This window comes from Chryseobacterium gallinarum (assembly GCF_001021975.1).
Taxonomy (GTDB): Bacteria; Bacteroidota; Bacteroidia; order Flavobacteriales; family Weeksellaceae; genus Chryseobacterium; species Chryseobacterium gallinarum.
The window spans coordinates 1,293,541-1,319,347 of sequence record NZ_CP009928.1 but is presented as its reverse complement, the minus strand read 5'-3'; the positions used below and the strand labels follow the sequence as shown (position 1 = coordinate 1,319,347).

Sequence of the window (25,807 nt, the reverse complement as noted above, 5' to 3'; positions counted from 1 at the left end):
ACCGCAAGTTAATAGGATTTTCCTGCGATTTCTTTGTTTATATAAAAATAATCAGAATTTTACTGTAACCACCAGGGCTTTGCATTAATATTGTCATTGCCTCCATACTGGGCAGCCAATGCCGCTTTCACATTGGAACCGTTATAGTTGTACTCAGATTGCGGATATCTGAACCTGAACGGTGCCGAAACGCCATTTTGCAGCGGATAATCAGGGAAACCTGTTCTTAAATAGTCATAATAAGACGTCCACTGGGACTGATGGAACATAGTCATGTATTTCTGGGTAATGATTCTTTCCAGCTGAACCTGTAACGGAGCTGAGTTGTCATACATAACCAATGGAGTCGTCAGATACTGATTTACATCAAACCCTGCAAAGTACTGTCCCGGGTTTTTTACATAGGTCTGATAGAAACTAAAGCTGGCCCTGATGGCATTATCATAATGGGCTTTTGCAGATCCGGAAATCCATCCTCTTGCTGTTGCTTCTGCCAGAATAAATTCTAACTCAGGGTAGCTTAATATGGACGATGGCTCATTGGTCGGATCCTTGTAAAAACGGTCGTTTACCTTGGAAATGTTTTTAGCGGTAATCAATGCTGCGTTATCTGAATACGATGAGATGGGATTTCCGCCGTTATATGCTGTAAAATCTGTGATTGCTTTTCCCGCTTCTTTTGCTCCCGTAGTCTGGGCAGCGAATGTAAACAGGCGGGGATCTTTTCTTTCTTTAAACAGATTGATAAAATAATCAGCCATGTATAAACTGGATCCGTATCCGCTGTTGTTAAACATTGTGTACCGGCTGTCGGCAGCATCCGCAAATTTAAGTTCGCCATTATCTGTAATGGAAGTCATTAAAGGCTGGCTTCCGGCAATAGCAGCAAATTCTGAAGCAATAGTATAACTTCCTACTGTGCTTTTTCTGGATAAGGTCATTAAAATTTTCAGCCGAAAGGAGTTGATAAGCTTTTTCCACTTTGAAGCATCACCATTGTAGATAATATCACCCTCAATTTTATCGTTGCTATTGATAAGATCATTAGCTTCTTTAAGTTCAGATAAAATACCGGACATGATGGCTTCCTGGCTGTCATATTTAGGTTGGGTAATTCCGGATTCTCCTTTTACGGCTTCAGAATAAGGAGCGCTTCCCACCTTTAAGCTGATATTGAAAAACTGATATGCCCTTAGAAATTTACCAATGGCAATATAATTTTTATTATTGATCTTTTCAGCTTCCTGCATCATTTTTACCGTATTCAACAGTCCTTTGGTATGGACTTCAAAGGAAGCATCATTCCACTTCATGTACTGATATATATTTTCACCGTCCGTACCGATCATCATTCTTGAGGCATACATATTATCACCATTTACCTGAAAAGTATTCATGGAAACATAGGTTAAAAGTGATCGCGGATGGATGCTTGACTGGTCGTTAGGGTTTTCATTAATTTTATCAAGATTGGATTCACATGAAGTAAACGTGAAAGCTCCTATAACGATCAATGATTTTATAATATTTTTCATTTGAAATGCTGTTTAAAATTTAAGATTAAAACCAATCCCGAACCATCTGCTTGAAGGATCCTGAATATCATTCCCGGAGCCGATTTTAGACTGATCTTTACTGTCGTTTCCGGTTCCTATTTTAAAATCGGGATCAGAATACAGGTTTTTGGATTTTTTCCACATCGCAAGGTTGTATCCTGAAAGGTTTACAGTAAAGTTTTTTACAAATCCCCGTGGGTTAAGCAGATAAGAGAAATCATATTCAAGGATTACCGACCTTAGCTTTACGAAGGTCCGGTCAAACACATTGGCAAACTCTTCACTTTCAGCCTCGGTTACCCGCGCCTGATAAGGATAGTTTTGCGCCCAATCCTGGAAGCTTATGGCTTTGGTATGAGGAGTATATGTTCCTGTTGCAGGATTATAATTAACTCCATCGGGAACGAAATAATAAGTTCCCGGATTAGCATATTCAAGATCCCTGTAGGCTACAGAATTAGGGTGTTTTCCTCCCCACCACATTTTTTCAACTACCTGAGATCTCATTACGCCGCCAATACTACCGTCGATACCGATGTTCAGGGTGAATTTTTTATACTTGAAGGTATTGTTGAATCCAAAAGTCCAGTCAGGATTGAAATGCCCTAAGTTGGTAGGGTTGGCAGCCCTTGTAGGCATTCCGGTTTGCGGATTCAGGATAACCTTTCCTTCCGGGGATTTCTGCCAGGTATAATCATAATAACTGTCCATTCTTTCTCCTAATAGAATATTCTTGTAATTAGGCATATTATCGTAGATGGAAGTCAGTTTTTGCTCGTAAGTACTCCAGTTGATTAAAGATCTCCAGGTGAAATCTTTGGTTTTAACTGGGACAAAACCTAATGAAATTTCAAATCCTTTGGTGGTATATTCATTACCATTTACATACTGAGACTTGAAACCGGATGATTCTGCACTCGGAAACTGAAGGATATTATCATAATCCAGGGTTCTGAAATAGGTAGCGTCTAATGTAATTCTATTGTTGAATAAGCCTGCACTTAAACCCAGTTCATAAGATTTGGTCTGTTCCGGTTTTAATGAATTTTCGTTATTTAAAATCGTTGGGTAATAATTGGTAGGGTTTCCGTTAAAGGTAATTCCTCCGTTATTCAAATAATAGTTTCTGATGGAATACGGCTGAAAATCATATGCTACTTTTGCCCATGATGCGGAGAGCTTTAGCAGATTGATGGATTCAGGCATTTTCACCAGATTGGAAATTACCGCACTTACGGATGCTGAAGGATAGAAGTAAGACCTGTTGGCTTTGGGCAGTGTGGAAGACCAGTCATTCCGCCCCGAAATATTGATAAAGAATGCATTGTATAAGCCGATATCAATTGTTGAATAAGCACTGTAGATCAGTTTTTCCTTGAGATAGGCATAATTTTTCAATGCCCCGATAGAATTTTCAAAGGTATAAAGTTCAGGAATCTTTAAGCCATCTGTAGACCTTTCATTGAGGTTGTTTTTATAATAAAATGCCGAGCCTCCTGCGTTGATGGTGAAATCAAAATTGTCGGAGATTTTTTTCTTATAGGTCGCCAGTACATCGTAGTTGAGGTTCCAGGTCTTGTTGTCTTTCAGAATATAGCCTCCGCTTCTTGGTGCACTGTAATTGAAATAGGAATAAGGACTTAATATTTCCGCTTTGTTATGATTTTCTACAATGGATATTTTACCTTTTACTGAGAAATCTTGGGTAGCTTTATATTCCAATCCGGTTTGGGCATTGATGATATTGGTCGTATTTTGATTTTTATAATATTCAGCACCGAACCAGGGATTGTTGTACCAGGCATAGTTCCAGTTAGCCTGCGCTATACCTTCTTTTCCGGGAATCCACATATGGTTTTTCAGGGCTCTTCCGTCTACATCTGCCCCCATCCAGATCAGGATGGTGTACATGTGGCCGCTTGGATTATAGTCGTAGTTGGGAACATTGGGAGTGAAGGTTTGGTTAAAATTGAATTTTGTATCCAGGATCAATCGGTCTCCCAAATGGTTTTCAGAGGAAAAATTCACCCCGTATCGTCTCAGGTAAGAATTGGGAACCCTGTCGTCATAATTCATGAAATTACCGGAAAACCTATATATATCTTTATTATTTCTATAGCTGATCGCAAAATTGTTATTGTTGATCACCGCCGGTTTTAAAAATGTTTTCAGGTTATCGTGATACTGCCAGTCAATCGGGACTCTTTCATATCTTGATTTATCATTGTACTGAGTGCCGGTCACAGCTCCGTACCAGGGAATAGTTTCTCCTGTTACTTTATCTCTGATCGGGCTGTTCCATTGGGCGATTTTCAGGCCCGGAACGAATTTAGGTCCCCAGATCATATCACCATCATTCACCCCGCCGTCAGCTCCGTCCCAGAATTCATACTTGCCATGGGATCCGTTTCCATATTCGGTCTGTGTTTTCGGAAGATTGGTAAACCCTGCTGTGATCATGGTATTTTGAGAAAACTCAATAGTAAAGCCTTTCTTTTTTGCCGTTTTAGTAGTGATCAGTACGGCTCCATATCTTCCTCTTGACCCATATAAGGCGGAGGCTGTGGCTCCTTTCAATACGTTAATGTTCTCAATATTATTAGGGTCCAGATTTTGGAAAACTTCCTTTTCAACGATCACCCCGTCAATAACGAAAACCAGATTGGAATTTCCCCTTAAATTAAATTCAGGGGCCTGTTGCATTCCCGTTGGATTGGAAACATTAAGACCTGCTACCTGGCCGGAGAATAGGTTTCCGATACTTGGAGTTGTTATGGTTTCAAATTGTCTGGTTCCTACTTCCTGAGTAGCATATCCGATTTTTTCTTTCTTTTTGGCAATCCCCAGAGCAGTAATAACAACGCCTTCAATCTGCTTTTCGTTGGCTTTTTTTAAAGTAACGGAATATTGTTTTTTTGAAGAAACTTCTACGGTATAAACAGAAAATTCAGGAGCAAAAAATTCAAGGATATCTTTGGGGCTGGCAGAAATGGTAAAATTACCATTTTCATCAGTAATAGCAGTCTTTCCTGTGTTTTTGTCGGTGATGTTCACACCGGAAACACTTGAGCCGTTTTCAGATTTTACATTTCCGGAAATAGTGATTTCCTGGGCCGTAAAATAAAGAGGAAGTAAAAAAACGGCAAAAGTAGCTAAAGTTTTCTTCATTTTTTTTAAGACAAATTTAGCAGTGCATTATTACATATAGTTTAATGATGTATTAAAATAAAAATACGATTTGATACTTTTTAACGATGGTAATTAACACAATGATAAAATAAAAATTGCGTTTTGTATAGGCGATTATGCTTTATTATATGATGAATAATTCACAAAATGTCAATGAAAAACGGGTTCTTTCATAGTAATAACCTCATCAAAGGTTTTTTTAGAAATGAGAGGAAGTCCGTGATGACCAATAATTTGGTCGAAAGGTATCTTTTTCTGATGCAGAAAATCTGAAAACTCCCTGGTTACAGCTATTGCCGGAGTAAGATATGAATCGGCAGGCAATGATAGCAGGTCGCCCTGGTAGATCAATTTTTCCTGCGGCAGATATAAGAATGACATTCCTTTGGCATGGCTGTTAGGAACTTCATAAAATTCCAGTTTTTTCTGCCCGTTTTGTAACACTTTTTTGTTGTTAAAAACGATAAAACTGGCATCTCCGGTTTGAGCAGCAGTATTGCCGTTATGTAACATGGCAATAACAGGTTGCTTCATACTTTCTGCGCAGATAATTGTTGCCCCTTCTTTCACTACTTCTGCAATACCCGAAATGTGATCATTGTGGAAATGGGAGAGATGAACGTATCTGACAGGTATATTGGGCAAAGCAGTATGAATAACCTCCAGTATTGATCGGGTGGTAGCCGATGATAGCGGAGCTTCCGTAAGAACAATATAGTTGCCCATATTAACGAATAAGATATTCCGGTCCCCATCTACATTCTCAATCAGGTAGACGTCTTTAGTCAACATTTTAGCGGAAAGCTTAGGAGTCTGTTCTGTGACCGTTTTATATCCCGGAGGAAAATCAAAAACCTTAGGATCTACTCCTTTATTGTGCCTGAATGAGCTTAACGAGTCTGAATAAACAAGTGTTCCGTTGCGTTCCAGGCTGCTTTTCTTTGCAATCATCAATCCATCGGCTGTCAAATAATCATCAAAATGTTGAATCAGGGTATCTTGTCCCTGGATTTTCGTTATTTTTTTTAAAAGATAAGTGTTTTTATCAAACCAGTATTCTTCAGTGCCGGATGGTGTTTTTCTGGAGATAATCCAGGTATTGTCTGCTGTAAGCAAAGATTCATCTTTACTTTCTGTGAGCAATTGCTTCAGGATAAAATAAGAGAAATTGTTCAATAAAGCATTTTTTCTGTTATTGAAAGAAGAAGAGCCGAGATTGAGCAAATCTTTTCCGGTTCTGCTGCCGATGCCATCATATACATAATATGTTGCATCCCGGCCCAGCCTGTATGTGTCAAACAAATAACCGCCGGGGTAATGATTCCGGGTATGATGCAGGAAACGATTGTTTTTCAGATCAAAAGCGAGATGAAACTCATCTTTTTCGGGTATAGGATTATTGAAGTCATATCCCTGCCATCGGTCTGAATTTGTCCTTTGAGTTGAATATTCAAAGTTATCTACCGCTTCCCAGTTTCCTAATGCTGACAGACTTTTTTGAATTACTTGCTTTGTATCTTGTGCCAATGCGTTAATAGAAAAGCTCAGACAAAATCCGATTATAAATAAAAACTTAATTTTCATGATACTTTTATTTATTTTTTTCGCATTGTGTCTTCTCAAAACAAATGTAACTATTTTTCAGTAAATATTTGTATTGTAATGTTTTGCGGGTTTTTATGAATAAGGTACGGATTAAAAACCTTTAAATCTCACGTTGAGCAATTCAAAGCTTACAATAACTTTGAAAGAAAAGCCTTAGAACCGGCTCAGAATCCCCCAATGGATTTTGATATCATTGAATTTAAACGGATTCCCGAATTCATTTCCATTCGATAATTGGAAGCTCATCAGCCCGATAGGGATGAAAAAGTTGAAACCGAGTCCTACACTGTAGAGTTTGGGTTTTACATTCAGGGATTTATTGTTGAGCTGACCATATTGGCCAAAGATATCAAAAAATGCCTGGCTGCCGATGAGGTACCGGTATTCTAAACTTCCGTAATAGAAGAAATCAGCGGCAAGGGAATTTTCATTGAATCCCCGCATGGAATTCCAGCCTCCGAAGCGGTACAATTCGTTGGCAGAAAACTCTACCTTAGAATCCATCATGGCTCCTTCTCCTTTGATGTTGAGAAAATGATTTCCGGCAATATGGTAATTATGTTCACCGAAGAAATAAAACTGATTCTGGGTAGCTTTGGTATTTCCTTTTGTATAAGTTGTTGTTAGAAAATCATACCCGGCATTGATCCTTGTCTTGTACAGGAAAAGATCAATGTCGGTAGGTTCTGTCATTTCAAACCAGACCCCGATTCCCCTCTTGTTATAATCCTTTCCCTGAACATACAGAGAATCAATAATAGTAGAGGTTTCCAAAGTTCCGCGAATTCCGATCTTGTTCCGGTTATTGATGTGATAATAGAAGGCCGGTAAGAATTTTACGTTGGCAAAAGTGGAATCCTGTCTGTAAATATTCACCTTTGCATTCATCCCGACATTGGATTTGAAGAGATAGGGAATGTCAACCTGCAAATCAAAATTTTGTCCTTTATCGGGATTTCTCTGCCAATACAGATTAATGGTTTCGAAACCATTGAACATATTCCTGAAATTGACATTCATGGTACCGTTTAAGGTAAATTTGTCTGTCTTGTCATTTCCAAATCCGATGACACCGTCAAAGGTATTGGTCTTTTTCTTTTCCAGGAACAGGTAAATATTGGTTGAATCTTTGGTAAATAAGGTTTGGGGTTGCCGCTCAAGGCTTAGAAAAGGATGGCTTTGAAAGTTTTTATTGATCGCCAGCAAATTTTTGTCATCATAGTTTTTTCCTTTAAATTCCTTTTCAAGATTCTTCATAAACCTTTTCGGAACTTTTTCATACCCTTTGAGCACAAAGCCGTCGATCGTTCTTCTATCATTTTTATTGATATCCAGTTCTACAACAGGATAGCCGTTTTTCTGCCCTTTATATCGGGATTTGATTCTGCTGAAAGAATATCCTTCGTCAATGTAACTTTTATTAATGCTTTTTTTGGTAGAATCTAAATTTTTAGTGAAGAAATCTTTCTGTATTTTAAGCTTTTGTACAATGGAATCAGAAAGGTCTACATAGGTTTCATTATAATTTTTTCCTTTATCATAGAATATTTCTGTGCTGTCTCCTTTTGCTTTTACCTCTTTCAGCCGGGTAAAGAAGTAGTTATTTTGTGCCAGTGAATCCAGGAACTTTACGGCAGAAGCGGAATCTTTAACCTTTTTCCTTACGTTGGTCTCTGAGTCAATGAGCCAGTATTGTTTTTTCTGCGCTTGTGTAAAAACGCAGAATACAACAAAAAATATTTTCAGAAATAATTTCAATGCTATGTTTATTTAAATCACTAAGAATTAAGTGGCATTTTAATAATCATCTTGAGCTTAAAAGCGAGGCATTCTTCACTACTTAATCCCTTAATGGTTTAAATACAGTTAATAATTTTTTTAATAACTGAAACTAATCCAGTTTATTATATTTCTTCATTAAATTCTCATAGGTTCCCTGTGGAAGAATCCATTTCAACGGAACCCCGATTTTCTGCCCGAATTTACCAAAATAATAATGAGCTTTCCATTTCTTTTTATTCAGAAGCTTTTCAATGTATTCCGCCACTTCTTTCGGTTCGGTTCCTTCATCTACATGGGCATTCATTAAAGCATACACTTTATTGAAAATATTTTTATAGGGTTCGGAAACCGTTGCAATGACCCTGTTTTCGGCAATATTGGTTTTAATATCTCCCAGATGAAGTGAGCAAACATCAATATTCCATGGATACACTTCATACCTCATCGCCTCCGTTACTTTATCCAGGGCTGATTTTGAAGCAGAATAAAATCCCCGGAAAGGTAATCCCATTTCACTTCCGATACTGGAAACATTAATGATTTTCCCGAATTTATTTTGACGCATGCCGGGAAGAACAGCGCTCATCATCTGAACGGCACCGGCCAGATTAAGACTGAACAGTTTTAAAATGTCTTCCTTTGTGGAATCTTCTACAGCCCCCACCATTCCCATTCCGGCGTTATTGATCAAAACATCAATGCTGGTTTCTGTAGTTAAAACTTCTGCGATGGCATTCTGAACAGCTGTATTGTCGGTAACATCCGTCGGGATCGATTTGAAATACGGGCTTTCCGTATGCTTCCGGCTTAAGCCATATACTTTGTGTCCCTTTTTACCAAAATATTCGGCTAATGCGAACCCGATTCCTGAAGACGTTCCTGTAATGATGATGGTCATTGAAGCTGATAATTTTAATTTCAGCAAATGTAAAAAAGAAATATGAACTCTGCCATTTATTACAACTGAAAAAGCAGATAGCAAGACATTGATTTTTTGATATGGTTGTATATGATTGGTCATAAAATTAAAATAAAGTTAATCCCTATCATGCTATTGGTAATATATCTTATCATTATTTTAATTGTTTATACTATTGATATACAAGGTGTTGTTTATATTGGTTAATTCCAATAAGTGATGACCGATAAAATTTCTTAATAAAAACATAAAAAACCCGTAATGAAGTGGGAGAGATAGCTGATCTAATTTTGCATCTAATTAAATCAGGATGTCATGAATGTATTAAAAATCCCTGTCTCAGTAACTTACTTAACGGGCCGGGTATTACTAATTGGTGCAATATCTGCTTCACCAATGTTCCTCTCCCAGAAACAAGACAGCTTAAAAGAAAAAACACTCGATGAGGTTGTTGTAGTAGGATATGGAACTCAGAAAAAAAGCAAGATATCGGGTGCTGTTTCTGAAGCTTCGTTGGATAAACTTACATCCAGATCTTTATCCGGAGTAGGAGAAGTCCTGCAGGGTAAAGCCCCTGGGGTAACGGTGGTTAATGAGGGCGGAGATCCCAATGGCTCACCAAAAGTTAATATCCGTGGTTTGGGAGGTGTAAATGGTGAATCTCCGCTTTATGTAATAGATGGCGTAGTTTTTAACGGGACACCTTCTATTAACCCTAATGATATTCAGGATATTTCTGTTCTTAAAGATGCTTCCGCGGCTATTTACGGGGCAAGATCTTCAGGCGGGGTTATCCTCATTACCACGAAAAGAGGTAAAAAAGGAAGTCTGACAGTGGATTTTGATGTTAAATACGGGATCAACCAGGCCTGGAGGTTAAAAGAATCTTTAAATGCGGCAGAGTTCCAGGAAGTAATGCGCCAGGCGTATGATAATGCCGGGAAAATAAATAGCCTGCCACTCGCATTCAACGCAGAAAAATATGCTGACGGCGGAATTACCAGAACCAACTGGATGAAAGAAATCTTCCGTACAGGAACCGTACAGGAATATAATGTAAACCTTAGTGGAGGAAGTGAAAAATCTAGGTTCTTTGTAGGGATGAACCACCGGAACCTGGAAGGAATTTTATTGAATACCCAGGCAAAACGCTACAATTTCAGGGTTAACTCTGAACACAAGGTGAAAGACTGGCTGACGATCGGAGAAAATATGTATTATAATTATTCCGATGGAAATACAGCCAATACAAAAAATGGTTATACAGGAGCTTTGGTAGCGGCAATGTATTATCCGCCGAATGTTCCGGTATATACTCCGGCAGGAGCGTATTCAGGATTGCCGATTGAGGTGGCAGGAGGATATGGGGACATGATCAATCCCGTGGCCTATCTTAAAAGGATCAGTATTCAGAATCCTACCCATGAAATTTTGATTAATCCATATGTAGAAGTTGCTTTGGCCAAAGATTTAAAGTTCCGTTCCAACTTTTCACAAACTTTTAAAATAGGAAATACTAAAGAATTTACTTCCAGAGTACTGGAAATAGGAAAAATATTTGATACCAACAATCTGGAATATCAATCTAATACTTTATCCACATCTCTTGCAGAGCAGCTCCTTACTTACAAATTCACTGCAAATAAGCATAATTTTGACTTCCTTGCCGGCTTTACTTTTCAAAAAACCACTGAAGACGGTTTCAGAGCAAAAGCCTTTGATTTCAGAAGCGAGGCCGAAGCGTTCAGATATCTTCAAAATGCTGCAGATACCAATAAGGAAGTATACAGTTACAAATACAGACAATCTTTGATATCGTATCTGGCAAGAGTAAACTATGATTATGCAGGAAAATATATAGTCAGTTTGTTAGGAAGGAGAGACGGATCTTCTTTGGTGGCAAAACAGAATAGGTTTGCCAATTATTATTCCATTTCAGGAGGATGGGTGGTTTCCAGGGAAAATTTTATGAATAACATTGCCTGGCTTTCCAATCTGAAGCTGAGAGGAAGCTACGGGATTTTAGGAAATCTTGGAGGAATCTCCTTTCAGGCCGTGAATCCGCTGATGGTACGTGATAATAATGTGATTTTCGGACAGGATCCAACTCAGAATATCGCCTATTACGCTACCACCAATCCCAACTCAAACCTGAAGTGGGGAAAATCTGAGCAGACCAATTTTGGAGTAGATGCCTCTTTTTTACGTAATAGCCTGTCGTTACAATTTGATTATTTTGTTAAAAACTCAAAAGACCAGATTTTCAATGTCAGCCTTCCAAGTACATCAGGATATGTAGATCAGTATGTGAATGCCGGATTATTCCAGGATAAAGGATATGAAATAGGAATTAATTACAACAGCAAAAATACAGGAGATTTTAGCTATTCCATAGGCGCTACTTTTAGTCAACTAAAAAATACGGTGAAACAGCTGGCCGGTGTTGAAGAGATGTTTATCAGCAGCAATAATGTCCGGGGAGTATTGAAACCTACCCGTGTGAAGGTAGGTGAATCCCTGTATTCTTATTATGGCTATAAAACCGATGGAATTTTTCAGACTCAGGCCGAAATCGATAATTATAAAGATGCCAACGGTAACCTCATCCAGCCTAATGCTAAACCGGGAGATATTAAATTCCTGAAGAAAGAGGGAAATACAGGAACATTAAATAACAATGATTTTGTAAACCTCGGAAATCCTTACCCTAAATTTTCCTACGGGCTATCCTACAATATGACATGGAAGAACTTTGATCTCAACCTATTCTTCCAGGGAGTATATGGAAACAAAATATTCAACGGATTAAAATTTATTTCATTGAATCCCGGTGGAACAGGGCAAAACTATAATATGGACAGGGATATTCTGAATGCCTGGACACCTCAGAATACCAATACGGATATTCCAAGGCTGGTACATGGTGATCCAGGCGGTAATTATTCAAAAGTATCGGATTTCTATGTGGAGGACGGCTCTTACCTGAGACTGAAAAATCTTACGGTTGGATATTCATTGCCGAAGGAACTGTATTCAAGGCTGAATGTAAATAAAATCAGAGTGTACATGACAACTAATAACCTGTTTACCATTACCAAATATACAGGCTTTGATCCTGAAGTGGGAATGGAAACCTATGGTGTGGATACCGGAAGATATCCTCAGGCCCGGTCATTTATCTTCGGCCTGGAAGTCGGATTGTAATCTAAACAAATTTAAAAAGTAAAAAAGATGAAATTTTTTAATAAAGCAATTTTAATCTCAGGAATATTTTTAGCGCTCTCATCGTGTACAAATGAACTGGATATACAACCGGAAGGAACTCCTACGGAAGCCAACTTCTGGAAAACAGAAAATGACCTGATCACAGGTGCAAATGCAATGTATAAACCACTTTCCGACAGTGAATTTTATGGAAGAGGCTTTTTCTGGTTCATTAATGCCAGTGATGATATGGTTACGGGAAGAGCAAAAAGTGAAGCCGATAATGTGAAGAATTTCAGCAGCAATTATATCGCGGCAGGAGATCTGGAAACCCAATGGAATAAAAGATATACGGTAATAGGAGTGGCTAACCGCGTCATTCGTAATGTTAATAACATCCAGGCGTCACAAGCGACTAAAAATAAGTATCTGGGTGAAGCCTTGTTCATGAGCAGCAGGATGTACTTTGAGCTGGCTTATAGCTATGGAAATGAAAAAGCAGGAGTTCCCATCGTAGACCGCACCAAAGAGCCCGATCCGAAGCCCGTTCCCAGGGCAGCCAATGTCATGGAAAATTACAATTATATTGTGAATGACCTGAAAAAAGCGGCAGAACTATTACCTAGCCAGGAAGAGCTTCCTGCCAAAGATTACGGAAGACCTCATAAAGCGGCAGCATGGGCACTTTTGGCAAAAGTATATTTGTTTATGAAAGATTGGCAGAATGCAGCCTATTGGGCTAATGAGGTGATGACAAAAGGAAACAGGAATCTTTTAAACAACTATGCAGATGTTTTCAAGGCTGAAAATAATTATAGTTCAGAATATATCTGGTCTGTACCAAGTACCCCTAAATTTAATTCTGTAGGAAGTATCCTACCCGGAGTAATGCTTGAAAATAAAGGCTGGGGTGAGTATAACGGATGGGGATATTTCCAGCCAACGAAGGAATTATATGATGAGTATGAAGCCGGAGATAAAAGGAGGAGTACAACGATTTTGAAATTAGGAGATAAATTTACCTTTAACGGAACAGAAAGAACTTACGCTTCTTCAAACTCCCTTACAGGATACCAGTTCAATAAATATATGGATGCTTTTAAATATCCATTAAGCAGTGGCCATGTAAGTGCCAACGGAGACTACCCATGTACAGACCTTGCCATCCCTATTATGCGCTATGCTGAGGTGATCCTTATCAAAGCGGAAGCCAGACTGATGATGGGACAAAATGCCGATCAGGAAATCAATATGATCAGAACACGTGCAGGTCTGGCACCGAAAACCGGATGTACAATGGCCGACCTGAAGCATGAAAGACGCTGTGAACTGGCAGGAGAATGGGCAGACCGGCACAGGGATCTTGTCCGTTGGGGAGATGCACAGGCTAATTATGCAAAACCTTTACATGGGATTAACGGACAGGTGGTCTGGGCAGCTAGAAACTTTAATCCGGCAATCCATAATGTCTGGGCAGTGCCACAAGCTGAAATTGTAAACAGTTACGGTGTTATTAAACAAAATGAAGGCTGGTAAAATTTAATATAATCAATGGATAATGACTATATCATTGCAGAAAGCTCTGTGATGATATAGTTTTTAAATAGATATCATAGAGGCATCAAGTGACACTTAAATCTATCATATTGATGAGCCCTCAATTTGAAAAAAATAAAACTTAAGAATGAAACTATCAAAAATATTGGCTGTATTGGCTCTGGCAGCTTTTACTGAAAATCAGGCTCAGAATTATTTAAACTATAGTGTGGAAAACGCACATTCACACAATGACTATATGCAGGAAGTTCCTTTCTGGCAGGCGTATTATGCACAGTTTGGTTCTATTGAAGCCGATGTTTTTCTGGTAAAAGGGAAATTATGGGTAGCACATACGGAAAAAGAACTCTCAGCCGGCAGAACGCTGGAGAACCTCTATCTGGATACTATTTCCAAACAGATAAAGCTGAATAAGGGAAATATTTACCCGGATCCCAATAGAAAATTACAATTGCTCATCGATATCAAGCAGAATTATAAAACGAGCCTGAATGCATTGGTAAACACCTTAAAAAAGTATCCTGAAATTACAGGAAACAGCGGGATTAAAATTGTCATTACAGGAGGAAGGCCACAACCGGACGATTTTAAGAACTACCCAGATTACCTTTATTTCGATGGGGATCCTGATAAAAATTACACAGAAGATCAGTTAAAAAGAATTGGAATGTTCAGTGCTGACCTCCCTGGGCTCGTAAAATGGAATGGGAAAGGAATTCCAAGAGATGAAGAAACAGCGAAAATAAAATCAGTTGTAGAAAAAGCACATGCTCGGAAAAAACCGGTACGCTTTTATGGAGCCCCTGATTTTCCCAATGCATGGGTGAATCTGATGGACCTTGGAGTGGATTATATCAACACCGACCATATCCCGGATCTTAAGAAGTTCATGAATACTATTCCTAAGAACTTTTACAAGAATACAAAAGAATATGCAACTTATACTCCAACCTATAAAACAGATGGTATTGATAAAAAAGTAAAAAATGTAATTCTCCTGATTCCGGACGGAACTTCCTTACCGCAATATTATGCCGCATTTACTGCCAACAAAGGGAAGCTGAATGTTTTCAATATGAAAGCAACAGGGCTCTCTAAAACCAATTCTTCCAATGCCTATATTACAGATTCAGCCCCGGGATCTACAGCATTTGCTACCGGAGTGAAAACTAAAAATACCTTTGTAGGAGTTGACGGAATGGGAAAAGCATTGGCACAGATTCCTGATATTATCGCGGCTAAAGGAATGGTTTCCGGTTTAATTTCTACCGGAGATGTTACCGATGCTACCCCGGCAGATTTTTACGCCCATTCAGACAACAGAAACAGTTCAGAACTGATACTTAAAGATTTTATTACCTCTAAAGCAAAAATCCTGATCGGCGGACCTACCAATGGATTAACCCGGGAGACGGAGCAAAAGCTGAAAGAAGCAAAAGTAGATATTTATCACGATCTGAAATCAGCCACAACCAGTAATCGTACGCTGGTAATAGATCCTTTAGCCTCCCAAAGAATCACCGATGGACGAGGTAACTGGCTTGCCGATGCATTTGATCTTACTTTGAATGATTTAAAAAATAATAAAAAAGGCTTCTTTATGATGGTGGAAGCTTCTCAAACAGATGGAGGTGGACATAGCAATAATATGGAACAGCTGGTTACCGAATTACTAGATTTTGACCATGTGGTAGGAAAAGCGATGAAGTTTGCAGATGAAAATAAAGAAACATTAGTAGTGGTGGTAGGAGACCATGAAACGGGAGGGTTAACCCTTCTTGATGGAAGTCTCAGGGAAGGCTGGGTATTCGGAAACTTTAGTACCAATGATCATACTTCGATCCCGTCAAATGTTTTTGCTTATGGCCCGAATTCTAAAGAATTTACGGGGTTGTTTGAAAATACAGAGATCTTCAATAAGATTATGGCTGCTTACGGGATCCAAAAATAGCTCATTCACTATTATATTGATGTAAACCATTGTAATAGTGCAAAGAAAGGTTGTAATCGATTAAAACTCCGGTAGGAATCCATCTGAATTAATACAAAACAGGCTGTTCCATTTCTGAAACAGCCTGCATCTTTTAAAAAATGATATTCTTTGAAAACTTTGTTACTAAAAATTAGTCTTAACAATCAGCTCTGATAATTCTGCGCTGACAAAATCAACAGGCAAGACTCCATACGAACCTTTGGTATTGGTCTGGAAGAACGTCTTAAGCTTGGGATTAATGTAATTTGAAACGGTTGGAATGCTTGGTATTCCAAATATCCCGGGTTTATAGCCACTTGTGAAATTGATGAAAAGCCTGTTCCCGGTATTATTTTTAGCCTCATTAAGCAGGCTGGATATTCCCGCCCATTTATCATCATTATTGGTTACTTTATAATAATCCTGAACTTTAAGTTGTGCTTCGGAATTGTTAATTTCAAAAGTAGTGTTATCGGCCCAGGAAGTAGCATTGATTCCTTTTGATGTTCCTGCAGAAAACCTTCTCAGTAATTTAATTTTTCCCCTTACATCACCCAGGTTAGGTATGCCGGCTCCCAGGTCCCATTTAGAAGGGTTTTTCTGAATATACGAATCAAAAGTCTGTTCAAAACTCCTTGTTGTATTGGAAGCATCATATTCCTCTTTTACAGACATGATGATTGTTTCTGACGGGTGGCTGTTCAAAAAAGCATAACAGGCGTTAAGCACATCATCAAAATTCAGATTTTGGTAGATAGCTCCGTGATGAATTGTGAAAGAATTATCAATATGCCTGCAACGGATATCCAGAAAACGTACTCCTGCATCCAGCTGTTCGGCAATACTGAGGTTTTGTGTTTTTGCTGTACCAGATACAACAGGGGCATCTATACGTGCTCCCGAATCATGGGTCCCGGGAATGGAAATCTTTGAAATGGAAATATTATCCTGAAGCCCGGACATCCAGTTGTTCATCTCAATAGACGCCAAAGAAGCCATATAATTCATTTTTCCTGCGGAAGCAAGAGTGGTTTCAGTGGCATCTCTTTCAATAATGCTGTCATTTGAACAGGAAAAAAACAGGTTGGCAGCAGCCATACCAAGGACAATGGCTGTAAAGCGTCTCATGCTTTGTTTTGACATAGTTTTTATATTTTATTTAATCTAAAAATAAGGATATGTCAAAATATGAGGAGTTAATTTAACTTTAAAAGATAATTAATTTGTTGAAATAAAGGAAACCGGTAAGAGCCTCGTTTATAAGGTCCGCTTAAAAAACAATGTATTCCGTTGTACCGGGAATTTCCACCTTATGCTCACCAATCCTGAAATCACCCATTTTTATAAGGGTCCTGGGCTTGTATGTAAATTCTTTATAAAAATTTTCAGGTACTTTTGTTACCTCATCACAGGAAGAGTATTCCCTTTCTGCAACAACCTTCCCAGTAGAAAAATTGATAACATTCAGAAAATTAAAATCGCAGGTATCTTCAAAAGTGTCATAAGAGCCGGTTAAATAGAAGTCACCATTCTGAAACATGAAGGTATGCCTGTAGTTTTGAGTATGCCTTGAATTGGTAGAAAACTGCTGTCTGACAATAAGCCTGCCGTTTTTAATACTAAACTCAAGAATATTATCTTCCGGATAAAATCCCATTGCACTTGAAAAAAGCAGGGTAGAATTTTTTTTCCATATCTTAAGGCCGCTATCTGTATTTTTCAGAATATAAAAAACTCTTTGATAATCTGTTTTCCCGGAATAGTGCCGGTCTGTTATTATATCCGTATCGAATGCCAATACCATTTCATCCTGTCCGTCTTTATCAAGATCCCCTTTTACTTCCGCAATTTTTTTATAGCCCTCAGGTACCGAGAAAGTTTTCAGGGTTTGGGCGTGGAAGCCCGAAACCAATAAAAAAGTGAAAAAAGTAAATATATTTTTCATCGAGCAGGAATGGTATTGAAATGCAGTAATTTGAAACAATTCATAAAATTATTCTCAAATTACTGCACTGTAAAAATCAACTAGTTAATATACCGGACAGATCTTCCCAGAACATCGGGTAAGATTTTTCTACCACATTATCATCTTCAATGGTGAGTTCACCGATCAGGCAGAACGGGGCAAAGCTCATTGCCATTCTGTGATCCTGATACGTAGCAATCGAAATATCTTTTTGCGGTTCTCCGAAGCTGACCGATTTGATGGTTAAGTCAGTAATTTCCGTCTCCGTTCCCAGTTTCTTAAGCTCATTATATAAAGCCTGGAGCCTGTCGGTTTCCTTTACCCTTAAAGTTCCCAATCCTGAAATTTCAAAAGGAATCTTTAACGCAGCGGCTGTTACACAAAGTGTCTGGGCAATATCCGGGCAGTTATTCATATCCAGGACAATCTTTTCAGGGAATGAAAAATCCGGCTGAGGTTCTAACGTGATGGTATGTTCTTCTTCAGAGAAAATAGTCTTGATACCGAAGAAATTTTCATAGATTCCGGCAATTGCAGAATCCCCCTGGGTTGATTTTTTGTAAAAACTTTTTAAATGGATCATCTTTCTGCCCAGGGCGCAGATAGAATAAAAATAGGAAGCAGAGCTCCAGTCGCTCTCCACTTCATAATGAACGGGCGTAGATGCTTTTTTTGTATCAAAAGGTTCTACTTTAATGGTATTTCCTTCAAAGCTATTTTGAATTCCAAACCTTGTTAAAATATCAAGTGTCATTTCAATATAAGATCTGGATGTTACCTCCCCTACAAGATGAATAGCCAGTCCGTTTTCAAGCTTACCGGCAATAAGAAGCAGGGAAGTGATAAACTGGCTTGAAATATTGGCCGGTACATGTACCTGGCTCTGAATAATCTTTTTACCCGTAATTTTTAAAGGTGGAAAACCTTCATTTTCCAGATATTCAATTTCGGCACCGAGATCCTGTAATGCATTGACCAGATTTTTTATAGGTCTTTCCTTCATCCTTTTAGATCCCGTAAGAATTGTGGTCTTCCCTTCCATGATTGAATAGTAGGAAGTCAGAAAACGCATAGCAGTTCCGGCATGGTGAATGTCTACGGTATCCGTATTCTCAGCCAATGCTTTTTTCAGCAATTGGGTGTCCTGGGAATTGGAAAGGTTCCCGATTGGTATGTTTTTAAATAAACTCTCCAAAATCAATAAACGATTCGAAATACTTTTCGAACCGCTGATCTGTACTGTTTTATTTCCTGTTAATTCTGATTTTTCTAGCTTCATTATTTTTACACGTGATGTCTTATCACTTCAGTTTTTCATTATTCTGATGCCGTTCCTTGTCGCGATCAGTTTTTATTTTCATTTTTCTGTCGAAGGCGTCCTGCAGATTGACCCCGGTTTGGTTGGCAAGGCACAAAGTTACAAAAAGTACATCTGCAAGTTCCTCTCCCAGGTCTTTGCTTTTATCACTTTCTTTCTCACTCTGTTCGCCATACCTTCTGGCGATGATTCTGGCAACTTCGCCAACTTCTTCAGTCAGCATCGCCATATTGGTGAGTTCATTAAAATACCGTACGCCGATGGTTTTGATCCATTCATCGACTTGCTGTTGCAGTTGAGTAATTTCCATTATTATTGATAAGCCCCGAGAGTAGGATTAGAAGTTCTGGATACATTTACAATATCAAAAGGCACCGTTCCTGCCACCGTTAAATTTCCTTTGCCTTTTGCCGGAGAGGCAGGTGTTACCCTTAGGTTCATTTTGGCCATGAAGTAATTAACAAATTTCGGATCCTCATTCTTGATACTTTGCAGTACATTAGGACTTGAGTCAAAAGGGAATCCGGCCTCCGATGTATTTGAGTATTTAAGCAAACAGTTTTGGATCAAGAACTCAAACTGTTGACCGGGTGTAGGTTCAAAATGAATAGAATTATCCCTGTCAGAGTAAACAATACTGTTTCTTATGCTAAGCTGCTGTAAAGCACCCTGTTCTGTCTGCCCGGAATCATTTTTCCATTCATTGGTTGCGAAAATGCCCTTCCTGTCAAAATTGTTCATTGTTCTGGAGTAATTGGCAATTGTAGCATGGGTATAAGAGTGATTTCCTCCTCTGAAGATCCCAATACAGGAAAGCCCGCAATTATTCATCACCAGGTTGGTGGCATTTACCGTAGAACCTACCGCATAAATCCCATACTCAAAGAAAGTATGAATGAATGAATTATTGATCGTAGCATTGGTTTGCTTCATCTCCAGGCCTCTGGTTCCCCCGAATAACCTGGCATGGTTCATATTAAGAGTCGTATTGGCCTCCATTTTTATAGAGTTCCAGTTTTTAGGCACCGTATCGTATGCTGTATCGTTTCTGTCTCCGCGAAGGATAACCTCCTGATCCTGGGTTCCATTGATATTTAAAGTTGACCCGGCAGAAAATTTCATACCGCTGTTTTTATGGAAATACACCTTGGTTCCCTTTTCGATATTCAGTACTACATTAGGATTGATCGTCAGATCACCGTAAATAATCTTAGCTTTATTATTATTCCAGGTAGTATGGGCTGCTATTATATTAGGATTGGAAGGCGTTTGAATAAAGAATTCTGCATCCTGAACTACAGAAAATAAAGTGACATGCTGTTGTCCGGCAGCACCGGTAAAAACAACACGGTCTTCAGCAATGGCTTCTGGCCCGGTAGCTTCAGGTGCGATTTCAACAAAAATATAAAGACTGTCTTTCTTTCTTAAAGGAACATTTTTAAAATCATAACCGGGTTTTCCGTCTACATTGATTCTATATAAGGATGCTGAACCTTTCTCAAGATTGATCCTGGGAATCATAATATCTTTATCTTCATTATTATATACTTTTACAGCATAAGTTTCTGAGCGTACCTGATGGTAAACCGTATCACAGAATACCGTATCCCTTGAAAAACGCAATTGCTGTGAAGGAGCATCAAAGGTAATATCATCCTTATTACATGATACCGCTACAAGAAGCATCCAGAAAGAAAAAGCCAGTAATAATTTGAATTTCATCGAAATTAAAGTTTAAGTAAGTTCCAAATTTAACGAAAATACTTTGAATTTCTTATCAATTAAAAAATATTGAATTCTGTATTTGGATATTAGAAAAAATGTTGTACTTTTGCAACCTAAAATTAGCAGAGAAATATCCATTACTATTTCGAAAGCAAACTTTAATTTTTTAAAAATTGTATTATGAAAAACGGAATTCACCCAGAAAATTATAGACTTGTTGTTTTCAAAGATATGAGTAACGACGAGGTGTTTCTTTGCAAGTCTACTGCAGAAACAAAAGACACTATCGAGTATGAAGGACAAGAGTACCCTTTGATTAAAATGGAAATCTCTTCAACTTCTCACCCTTTCTACACTGGTAAAGTGAAATTAGTTGACACTGCAGGTAGAGTTGATAAGTTCATGAACAAATACAAAAAATTCGCTAAATAATTTTTTGTATCATTAAAATACTGAAGTCTTCCAATTATTTGGGAGACTTTTTTTATTAAAAGATAGAAAGCCTTTCGCTCAATGAGCTCTCTATTAAATCACAGACTGGAAATATTGCCTTTAGCCAATCTCTTTTCTTTAGTCTTATATCTTTATCTCAACTTCTCCCATCTTTTTGTATTTTTGTGTAAAGCTGGAAATTTGATGCAGAAAGTCTGTTATTGAAACAGGATTTTTCAACTCTAACTTTCAACTTCTAACTTTTTAACTTCTAAAAAATGCAATTAGTATTTTCAGACGCACAATATTGGGAAGACTTTCTTCCACTTACCTTCACCCGCCCCGTGGCAGCCATGCGATGTGGAATTCTTACCTTCTCCGAAAGATGGTCTAAAATCCTGGAGAATACCGAAATTTCTTACTTCACGGAAACTTATCTTCAGGATAAATTTAAAAGCCCTGATGAAAAAGAAAGTCTCTTTCTGGTTCCGAACTTTCTGCCTACGGAAACTGTTATTCAACAGATCAGGGATCTTAAACAGGGAGAAGCTTTGGTATATGAAGATGAATTGGTAGCGGCCAGAATAAACATGAAAGGCTTTTCCTTAAACCAGATTGAAAAAATGACAGATATTAAAGAAGACCTGATCTTCTTTAAAAAGCCTGCTGACCTGTTTACTTATAACCATCACGCTATAGATTTTGACTTTGATCTTCTTACGAAAGGCAGGACTTCACAGGAATTGTCTTCCACCAATGGTTTTTTAGGGGACAAAAAAGACCTGTTTATTGAAGAAGGAGCAGAAATTGAATTTTCTACATTGAATACCAGAACCGGAAAAATCTATATTGGAAAAAATACTGAAGTGATGGAAGGATGTCATCTCCGGGGCCCTATAGCGCTTGGCGATCACTCAAAATTCAATCTGGGAGCCAAAATTTATGGAGCCACTACGATTGGTCCCCATTGTAAAGTAGGAGGAGAGGTCAATAATATTATCATTTTCGGTTACTCCAGTAAAGGACATGAAGGTTTTGTAGGGAATTCTGTGATCGGGGAATGGTGTAATTTCGGTGCAGACAGTAACTCTTCCAATATGAAGAACAATTATGCCCATGTAAGATTCTGGAATTACAGGACCAAAGCCTTTGAAGACACCGGACTACAGTTTGCCGGCCTGATTATGGGCGATCATTCCAAAACGGCCATCAATACACAGCTGAATACAGGAACTGTAGTAGGTGTAGCTTCTAATATTTTTAAACCGGGCTTTCCGCCTAATCTTGTAGAAAACTTTTCATGGGGCGGATTGAAAGATGATGAAAGGTTCAGGCTGGATAAAGTTTACGAAGTGGCAGAAAGAGCAATGGCCAGAAGAAAAGTGGCTTTATCAGAGGAAGACAAAGCGATTTTAAAACATATTTTTGATAACTATTAGTCTATTCATTATAAAAACTTCAATTTTTTTGAAGTTTTTTTATTTTCGATGTAATAGATTTGAAACGGCAGTTGTCTTACCTATAAGAAACAAAACTCATGACCCAAGAAACTTTCAAGAATACGGTGTTTATTCTCAAAGACGAGATGTATCGTTTTGCGAAAAGGTTCGTTATGAGCAGTGATGAAGCAGAAGATGTGGTGCAGGATTTGATGATGAAGTTCTGGCAAAAAAAGGATGAGCTTGAGCAATTTGGGAATTTTAAATCCTATGCATTGAAGTCTGTCCGGAATGAATGTCTGAACCGGCTGAAACATCACGATGTCAAGTTAGGATTTGCTGATTTGCAGTTGCATCGTTCGGAGCTGTACAGCATGGAGGTTGATAATCTTAAAGAACACATTATAGGATTTATCAACCAGCTTCCGGAGAAACAAAAAATGGTTATCCATTTGAAAGATGTAGAAGAGTATGAAGTGTCTGAAATTTCTGAAATGCTGGAAATGGAGGAAAATGCGGTAAGGGTCAACCTTATGCGGGCAAGACAAAAAGTAAAAGAACAAATCTCACAACTGATGAGCTATGAAAAAAGATCAATTACAGAATAAATACGACGAAGTCTTCCGGGAAATTAAGGAAGATAAGATGGATTGGAGTTTTGAAGATTTTCTTCAGAAAGCAGAGGGTACACCCGTTTCTGGAAAAGAAGAAGGCCCTGTAATCCCGCTCGAAAAAAATAAGCCCTCTTTTCCTAAATGGTTTTGGATGGCTGCCAGTGTAATGCTGCTTTTCAGTGCAGGCTTTTTCTTTTATCATCAGCATTCAGCTAATGTTCAGTATAAAAAACAACTCGTAAAAGACGAAGTTTTAAGGCAAAAGTCGGATTTTATTGAAGAAAATAACGAACATCAGCATCAGGTAGCGGCGAATCATTCAGATTCTGTTTCAGGAGCTAAAAAAGATTCCATTTTTCAGGAAAATTCAATAGCGGAGAAAGATGTTTTAGATGAAATCCTACCTAAAAGAGGAAGGCTCAAAAAAGAAAGAAAGCCGAGATATGTAGACAATTCTTCTTTTAAAACAAATACGGTTTCAAAAGATTCTACAGGATATAAAAATTCTTACGTTATTGTGAACGGAAAAAGAATTGATAATGTAGAAGAAGCCATCAATGTGACTAAGTATTCATTCCAGATATTTGCAAATAACGTTAGTGAAAAATTGGTACAGCCTAAAGTGGTAGATGATGATTATTAAATGAAAGAAAGTATTAATCATTAAGTAAAAAAAATTGACTCATGAAAAAACTATTCATAATATTCGCACTTGCTTTTTCCCATTTCTTTACGGTGTATGGGCAAAGAGATAAATTCGATCAGCTTTTTGACAAATATCAGGAAGTAGAAGGCGTTACTTCTATTAAAATTGCCAAGCCTATGTTTGGAATGCTGAGCAGTCTGAACATTGATGATTCCCAGCTGGATCAGATCAAACCGTTATTGTCAAAAATCAATGGTTTAAAGATTTTGATTACAGAAAATCCTGAAAAATCAAATACTTCTGATGGTCGCAGGGTTCAGGATAACCTTTCCCAGTTGAGTAAGGATATTTCCTCTTACCTGAAGAATCTGAATTACAATGAAATCATGTCCGTAAACAATTCCGGAGCAAAGATAAAATTTCTTTCCGCCGAAGCCAGGAATGGTATTCTGGATGATTTATTATTGAGCATTGATGGCGGAAGTGGAGAAAGTATTTTTGTAATGCTTGATGGTAAACTTTCTATGGATGATGTGAGTAAAATCATCAGCTCCAGTGAAACCAAAAAAAATCCGGTCAGTAATATAAAAAGTAATATCACATCAGAAAATAATCCTTCTTACCTGAATGGAGAAGCAAGAAATGTTGGTGACTTTTCAGGAATTCAGGTAAGTACCGGAGTGAATGTAGTCTTCAAGCAGGAAAAACCTGCCAGTGTAAAAGTAATTGCAGATTCTGATAAGTTGCAATATATCATTACAAAAGTAGAAAACGGGATATTGAGAATTTATATTGATAACAAAGGAATAAGGAACCTGAAATTTAGAAATTTAAGTGTAAATGTTTCCTCCCCAAAAATGAGCAGCATTGATGTTTCTTCCGGATCAAACCTTACGGTGGTAAATGCCATTCAAGAGAATAATATGAGAATTGATGCATCATCGGGAGCCAATGTGACAGGTGATTTCAAAATCTCAGGAGCAACGGATATTTCGGTTTCTTCAGGAGCCAACGTCAGAGCCGGGATTACGACCGGAAAAATCTCAGTCAAAAGCTCAAGCGGATCCAGTACAAATCTGAGCGGAAGTGCCGAATCCGGAACTATTGATATTAGCAGTGGAGCTGTTTGTAAAGCTGATGATTTAAAATTAACTTCTCTTGAAACGGAAGCTACATCAGGCGGGAATCTCTCTGTAAATGTATCCGGAAAATTAAAAGTGAGAGCATCTTCAGGAGGTTTGGTAAAATATAAAGGAAGACCGGAAATAGAATCCAATATCAGTAAAACATCAGGAGGTACTTTAAGGCATTTGGATTAAAAAATGTTAGCCATGAAAACTTTTAAAAACATTTTTTTGACTCTTTTGATGATTGGTACCCTTCAATCCTGTATTGTTTCAGAAAAACCCAATATAGACTTTTTTTCAGATGCAGGATATGATTTTAAAGGAGCGAAATATACAAGCTTTAATGTCCCGATGCTATTGGCAAAGCCCTATATCAAGAAAGCTCTGAGGGAAGATGGAGAAAGTGAGGAACTGGTAAACCTGGTAAAGAAAATTTCCAAAATAAAAATCCTTACCGTAGAAAACGGAAGCAAAGAGATGCTTAATGACTATGTTCGCTATTTGAACAATAGCCATTACGAAGATTGGGCAACCATAAAACATGACGGAGATAATGTCAATGTAAGGGTAAAACAAAATGGGGATGCTATTAAAAATATGCTGATTACTGTAAATTCAGATAAAGAATTGGTTTTTGTGGATGTAAAAGGAAGTTTTACAGCAGGAGATATTTCGAAAATGATCAATTCTTTTTCAGATAAATAATAGCTGTTATTATTTACAAACTTTGATACTAACAAGTAGTTTCTATATAAT

The 25,807-nt window shown here is 38.0% G+C and carries 19 protein-coding genes; 9 read left to right on the top strand and 10 right to left on the bottom strand.

The genetic code is table 11. The features are described 5' to 3' along the window. Positions 1 to 59: 59 nt before the first annotated feature. The 5 genes from OK18_RS05940 to OK18_RS05920 form a co-directional block, all read right to left on the bottom strand. Entirely contained in the window at positions 60 to 1,535 is a 1,476-nt protein-coding gene (locus OK18_RS05940) for a SusD/RagB family nutrient-binding outer membrane lipoprotein (protein ID WP_053327433.1), read from the bottom strand. Between the two features lie 12 nt (positions 1,536 to 1,547). Next, positions 1,548 to 4,724 (bottom strand): SusC/RagA family TonB-linked outer membrane protein, encoded by a 3,177-nt coding sequence (locus OK18_RS05935; RefSeq protein WP_053327432.1) that lies wholly within the window; start codon positions 4,722 to 4,724, stop codon positions 1,548 to 1,550. Between the two features lie 171 nt (positions 4,725 to 4,895). Further along, positions 4,896 to 6,329: an MBL fold metallo-hydrolase gene (locus OK18_RS05930; protein ID WP_053327431.1), complete on the bottom strand. Its 1,434-nt coding sequence runs from the start codon at positions 6,327 to 6,329 to the stop codon at positions 4,896 to 4,898. A gap of 174 nt (positions 6,330 to 6,503) precedes the next feature. Beyond that, entirely contained in the window at positions 6,504 to 8,108 is a 1,605-nt protein-coding gene (locus tag OK18_RS05925; RefSeq protein ID WP_228377700.1) for an autotransporter assembly complex protein TamA, read from the bottom strand. Positions 8,109 to 8,241: 133 nt separating this feature from the next. Next, a complete protein-coding gene (locus OK18_RS05920; protein WP_053327429.1) occupies positions 8,242 to 9,030 on the bottom strand; it encodes an SDR family oxidoreductase in 789 nt (262 codons plus the stop codon). A gap of 336 nt (positions 9,031 to 9,366) precedes the next feature. Here OK18_RS05920 and OK18_RS05915 point away from each other — a divergent pair, with 336 nt between their 5' ends. The 3 genes from OK18_RS05915 (at position 9,367) to OK18_RS05905 (ending at position 15,763) form a co-directional block, all read left to right on the top strand. Further along, positions 9,367 to 12,255, top strand: coding sequence for a SusC/RagA family TonB-linked outer membrane protein (locus OK18_RS05915; RefSeq protein ID WP_053327428.1), 2,889 nt, complete (start codon positions 9,367 to 9,369; stop codon positions 12,253 to 12,255). Positions 12,256 to 12,282: 27 nt separating this feature from the next. Next, positions 12,283 to 13,791: a RagB/SusD family nutrient uptake outer membrane protein gene (locus OK18_RS05910; protein WP_050022560.1), complete on the top strand. Its 1,509-nt coding sequence runs from the start codon at positions 12,283 to 12,285 to the stop codon at positions 13,789 to 13,791. Positions 13,792 to 13,939: 148 nt separating this feature from the next. Next, complete coding sequence (locus OK18_RS05905) at positions 13,940 to 15,763, top strand: alkaline phosphatase (protein WP_053327427.1); 1,824 nt, start codon at positions 13,940 to 13,942, stop codon at positions 15,761 to 15,763. Between the two features lie 165 nt (positions 15,764 to 15,928). On the opposite strand, the gene OK18_RS05900 is transcribed toward OK18_RS05905, so the two are convergent. The 5 genes from OK18_RS05900 to OK18_RS05880 form a co-directional block, all read right to left on the bottom strand. Further along, positions 15,929 to 16,927, bottom strand: coding sequence for a phosphatidylinositol-specific phospholipase C (locus OK18_RS05900; protein WP_228377699.1), 999 nt, complete (start codon positions 16,925 to 16,927; stop codon positions 15,929 to 15,931). A gap of 127 nt (positions 16,928 to 17,054) precedes the next feature. Continuing rightward, entirely contained in the window at positions 17,055 to 17,729 is a 675-nt protein-coding gene (locus OK18_RS05895) for a hypothetical protein (RefSeq protein ID WP_053327426.1), read from the bottom strand. 76 nt (positions 17,730 to 17,805) lie between these two features. Then, positions 17,806 to 19,029 carry a 3-phosphoshikimate 1-carboxyvinyltransferase gene (locus tag OK18_RS05890; protein WP_053327425.1) on the bottom strand — a complete coding sequence of 408 codons (1,224 nt, stop codon included), beginning with the start codon at positions 19,027 to 19,029 and terminating at the stop codon, positions 17,806 to 17,808. 22 nt (positions 19,030 to 19,051) lie between these two features. Then, positions 19,052 to 19,378 carry a nucleotide pyrophosphohydrolase gene (locus OK18_RS05885; RefSeq protein WP_053327424.1) on the bottom strand — a complete coding sequence of 109 codons (327 nt, stop codon included), beginning with the start codon at positions 19,376 to 19,378 and terminating at the stop codon, positions 19,052 to 19,054. Positions 19,379 to 19,380: 2 nt separating this feature from the next. After that, positions 19,381 to 20,790 (bottom strand): hypothetical protein, encoded by a 1,410-nt coding sequence (locus OK18_RS05880; protein ID WP_053327423.1) that lies wholly within the window; start codon positions 20,788 to 20,790, stop codon positions 19,381 to 19,383. A gap of 183 nt (positions 20,791 to 20,973) precedes the next feature. Here OK18_RS05880 and OK18_RS05875 point away from each other — a divergent pair, with 183 nt between their 5' ends. The 6 genes from OK18_RS05875 (at position 20,974) to OK18_RS05850 (ending at position 25,756) form a co-directional block, all read left to right on the top strand. Further along, the gene (locus OK18_RS05875; RefSeq protein ID WP_002976190.1) at positions 20,974 to 21,225 is read left to right on the top strand and encodes a type B 50S ribosomal protein L31; all 252 of its coding nucleotides are present in this window, start codon (positions 20,974 to 20,976) and stop codon (positions 21,223 to 21,225) included. A 278-nt stretch (positions 21,226 to 21,503) separates the two neighbouring features. Beyond that, positions 21,504 to 22,664: a GlmU family protein gene (locus OK18_RS05870; RefSeq protein WP_053327422.1), complete on the top strand. Its 1,161-nt coding sequence runs from the start codon at positions 21,504 to 21,506 to the stop codon at positions 22,662 to 22,664. Between the two features lie 98 nt (positions 22,665 to 22,762). Beyond that, a complete protein-coding gene (locus OK18_RS05865; protein ID WP_053327421.1) occupies positions 22,763 to 23,272 on the top strand; it encodes an RNA polymerase sigma factor in 510 nt (169 codons plus the stop codon). Further along, the gene (locus tag OK18_RS05860; protein WP_053327420.1) at positions 23,247 to 23,921 is read left to right on the top strand and encodes a hypothetical protein; all 675 of its coding nucleotides are present in this window, start codon (positions 23,247 to 23,249) and stop codon (positions 23,919 to 23,921) included. The genes OK18_RS05865 and OK18_RS05860 overlap by 26 nt, the downstream gene beginning before the upstream one ends. Positions 23,922 to 23,962: 41 nt before the next feature. Then, the gene (locus OK18_RS05855) at positions 23,963 to 25,243 is read left to right on the top strand and encodes a DUF4252 domain-containing protein (RefSeq protein WP_053327419.1); all 1,281 of its coding nucleotides are present in this window, start codon (positions 23,963 to 23,965) and stop codon (positions 25,241 to 25,243) included. Positions 25,244 to 25,255: 12 nt separating this feature from the next. Then, entirely contained in the window at positions 25,256 to 25,756 is a 501-nt protein-coding gene (locus tag OK18_RS05850; protein WP_053327418.1) for a DUF4252 domain-containing protein, read from the top strand. The last annotated feature ends 51 nt before the right edge of the window (positions 25,757 to 25,807 follow it).

What these genes read in the sequence shown, in the direction of transcription:
- OK18_RS05940 (WP_053327433.1), bottom strand. Translation starts at nt 1,535, where the DNA reads ATGAAAAATATTATAAAATCATTGATCGTTATAGGAGCTTTCACGTTT.
- OK18_RS05935 (WP_053327432.1), bottom strand. Translation starts at nt 4,724, where the DNA reads ATGAAGAAAACTTTAGCTACTTTTGCCGTTTTTTTACTTCCTCTTTAT.
- OK18_RS05930 (WP_053327431.1), bottom strand. Translation starts at nt 6,329, where the DNA reads ATGAAAATTAAGTTTTTATTTATAATCGGATTTTGTCTGAGCTTTTCT.
- OK18_RS05920 (WP_053327429.1), bottom strand. Translation starts at nt 9,030, where the DNA reads ATGACCATCATCATTACAGGAACGTCTTCAGGAATCGGGTTCGCATTA.
- OK18_RS05915 (WP_053327428.1), top strand. Translation starts at nt 9,367, where the DNA reads ATGAATGTATTAAAAATCCCTGTCTCAGTAACTTACTTAACGGGCCGG.
- OK18_RS05910 (WP_050022560.1), top strand. Translation starts at nt 12,283, where the DNA reads ATGAAATTTTTTAATAAAGCAATTTTAATCTCAGGAATATTTTTAGCG.
- OK18_RS05905 (WP_053327427.1), top strand. Translation starts at nt 13,940, where the DNA reads ATGAAACTATCAAAAATATTGGCTGTATTGGCTCTGGCAGCTTTTACT.
- OK18_RS05900 (WP_228377699.1), bottom strand. Translation starts at nt 16,927, where the DNA reads ATGTCAAAACAAAGCATGAGACGCTTTACAGCCATTGTCCTTGGTATG.
- OK18_RS05895 (WP_053327426.1), bottom strand. Translation starts at nt 17,729, where the DNA reads ATGAAAAATATATTTACTTTTTTCACTTTTTTATTGGTTTCGGGCTTC.
- OK18_RS05890 (WP_053327425.1), bottom strand. Translation starts at nt 19,029, where the DNA reads ATGAAGCTAGAAAAATCAGAATTAACAGGAAATAAAACAGTACAGATC.
- OK18_RS05885 (WP_053327424.1), bottom strand. Translation starts at nt 19,378, where the DNA reads ATGGAAATTACTCAACTGCAACAGCAAGTCGATGAATGGATCAAAACC.
- OK18_RS05880 (WP_053327423.1), bottom strand. Translation starts at nt 20,790, where the DNA reads ATGAAATTCAAATTATTACTGGCTTTTTCTTTCTGGATGCTTCTTGTA.
- OK18_RS05875 (WP_002976190.1), top strand. Translation starts at nt 20,974, where the DNA reads ATGAAAAACGGAATTCACCCAGAAAATTATAGACTTGTTGTTTTCAAA.
- OK18_RS05870 (WP_053327422.1), top strand. Translation starts at nt 21,504, where the DNA reads ATGCAATTAGTATTTTCAGACGCACAATATTGGGAAGACTTTCTTCCA.
- OK18_RS05865 (WP_053327421.1), top strand. Translation starts at nt 22,763, where the DNA reads ATGACCCAAGAAACTTTCAAGAATACGGTGTTTATTCTCAAAGACGAG.
- OK18_RS05860 (WP_053327420.1), top strand. Translation starts at nt 23,247, where the DNA reads ATGAAAAAAGATCAATTACAGAATAAATACGACGAAGTCTTCCGGGAA.
- OK18_RS05855 (WP_053327419.1), top strand. Translation starts at nt 23,963, where the DNA reads ATGAAAAAACTATTCATAATATTCGCACTTGCTTTTTCCCATTTCTTT.
- OK18_RS05850 (WP_053327418.1), top strand. Translation starts at nt 25,256, where the DNA reads ATGAAAACTTTTAAAAACATTTTTTTGACTCTTTTGATGATTGGTACC.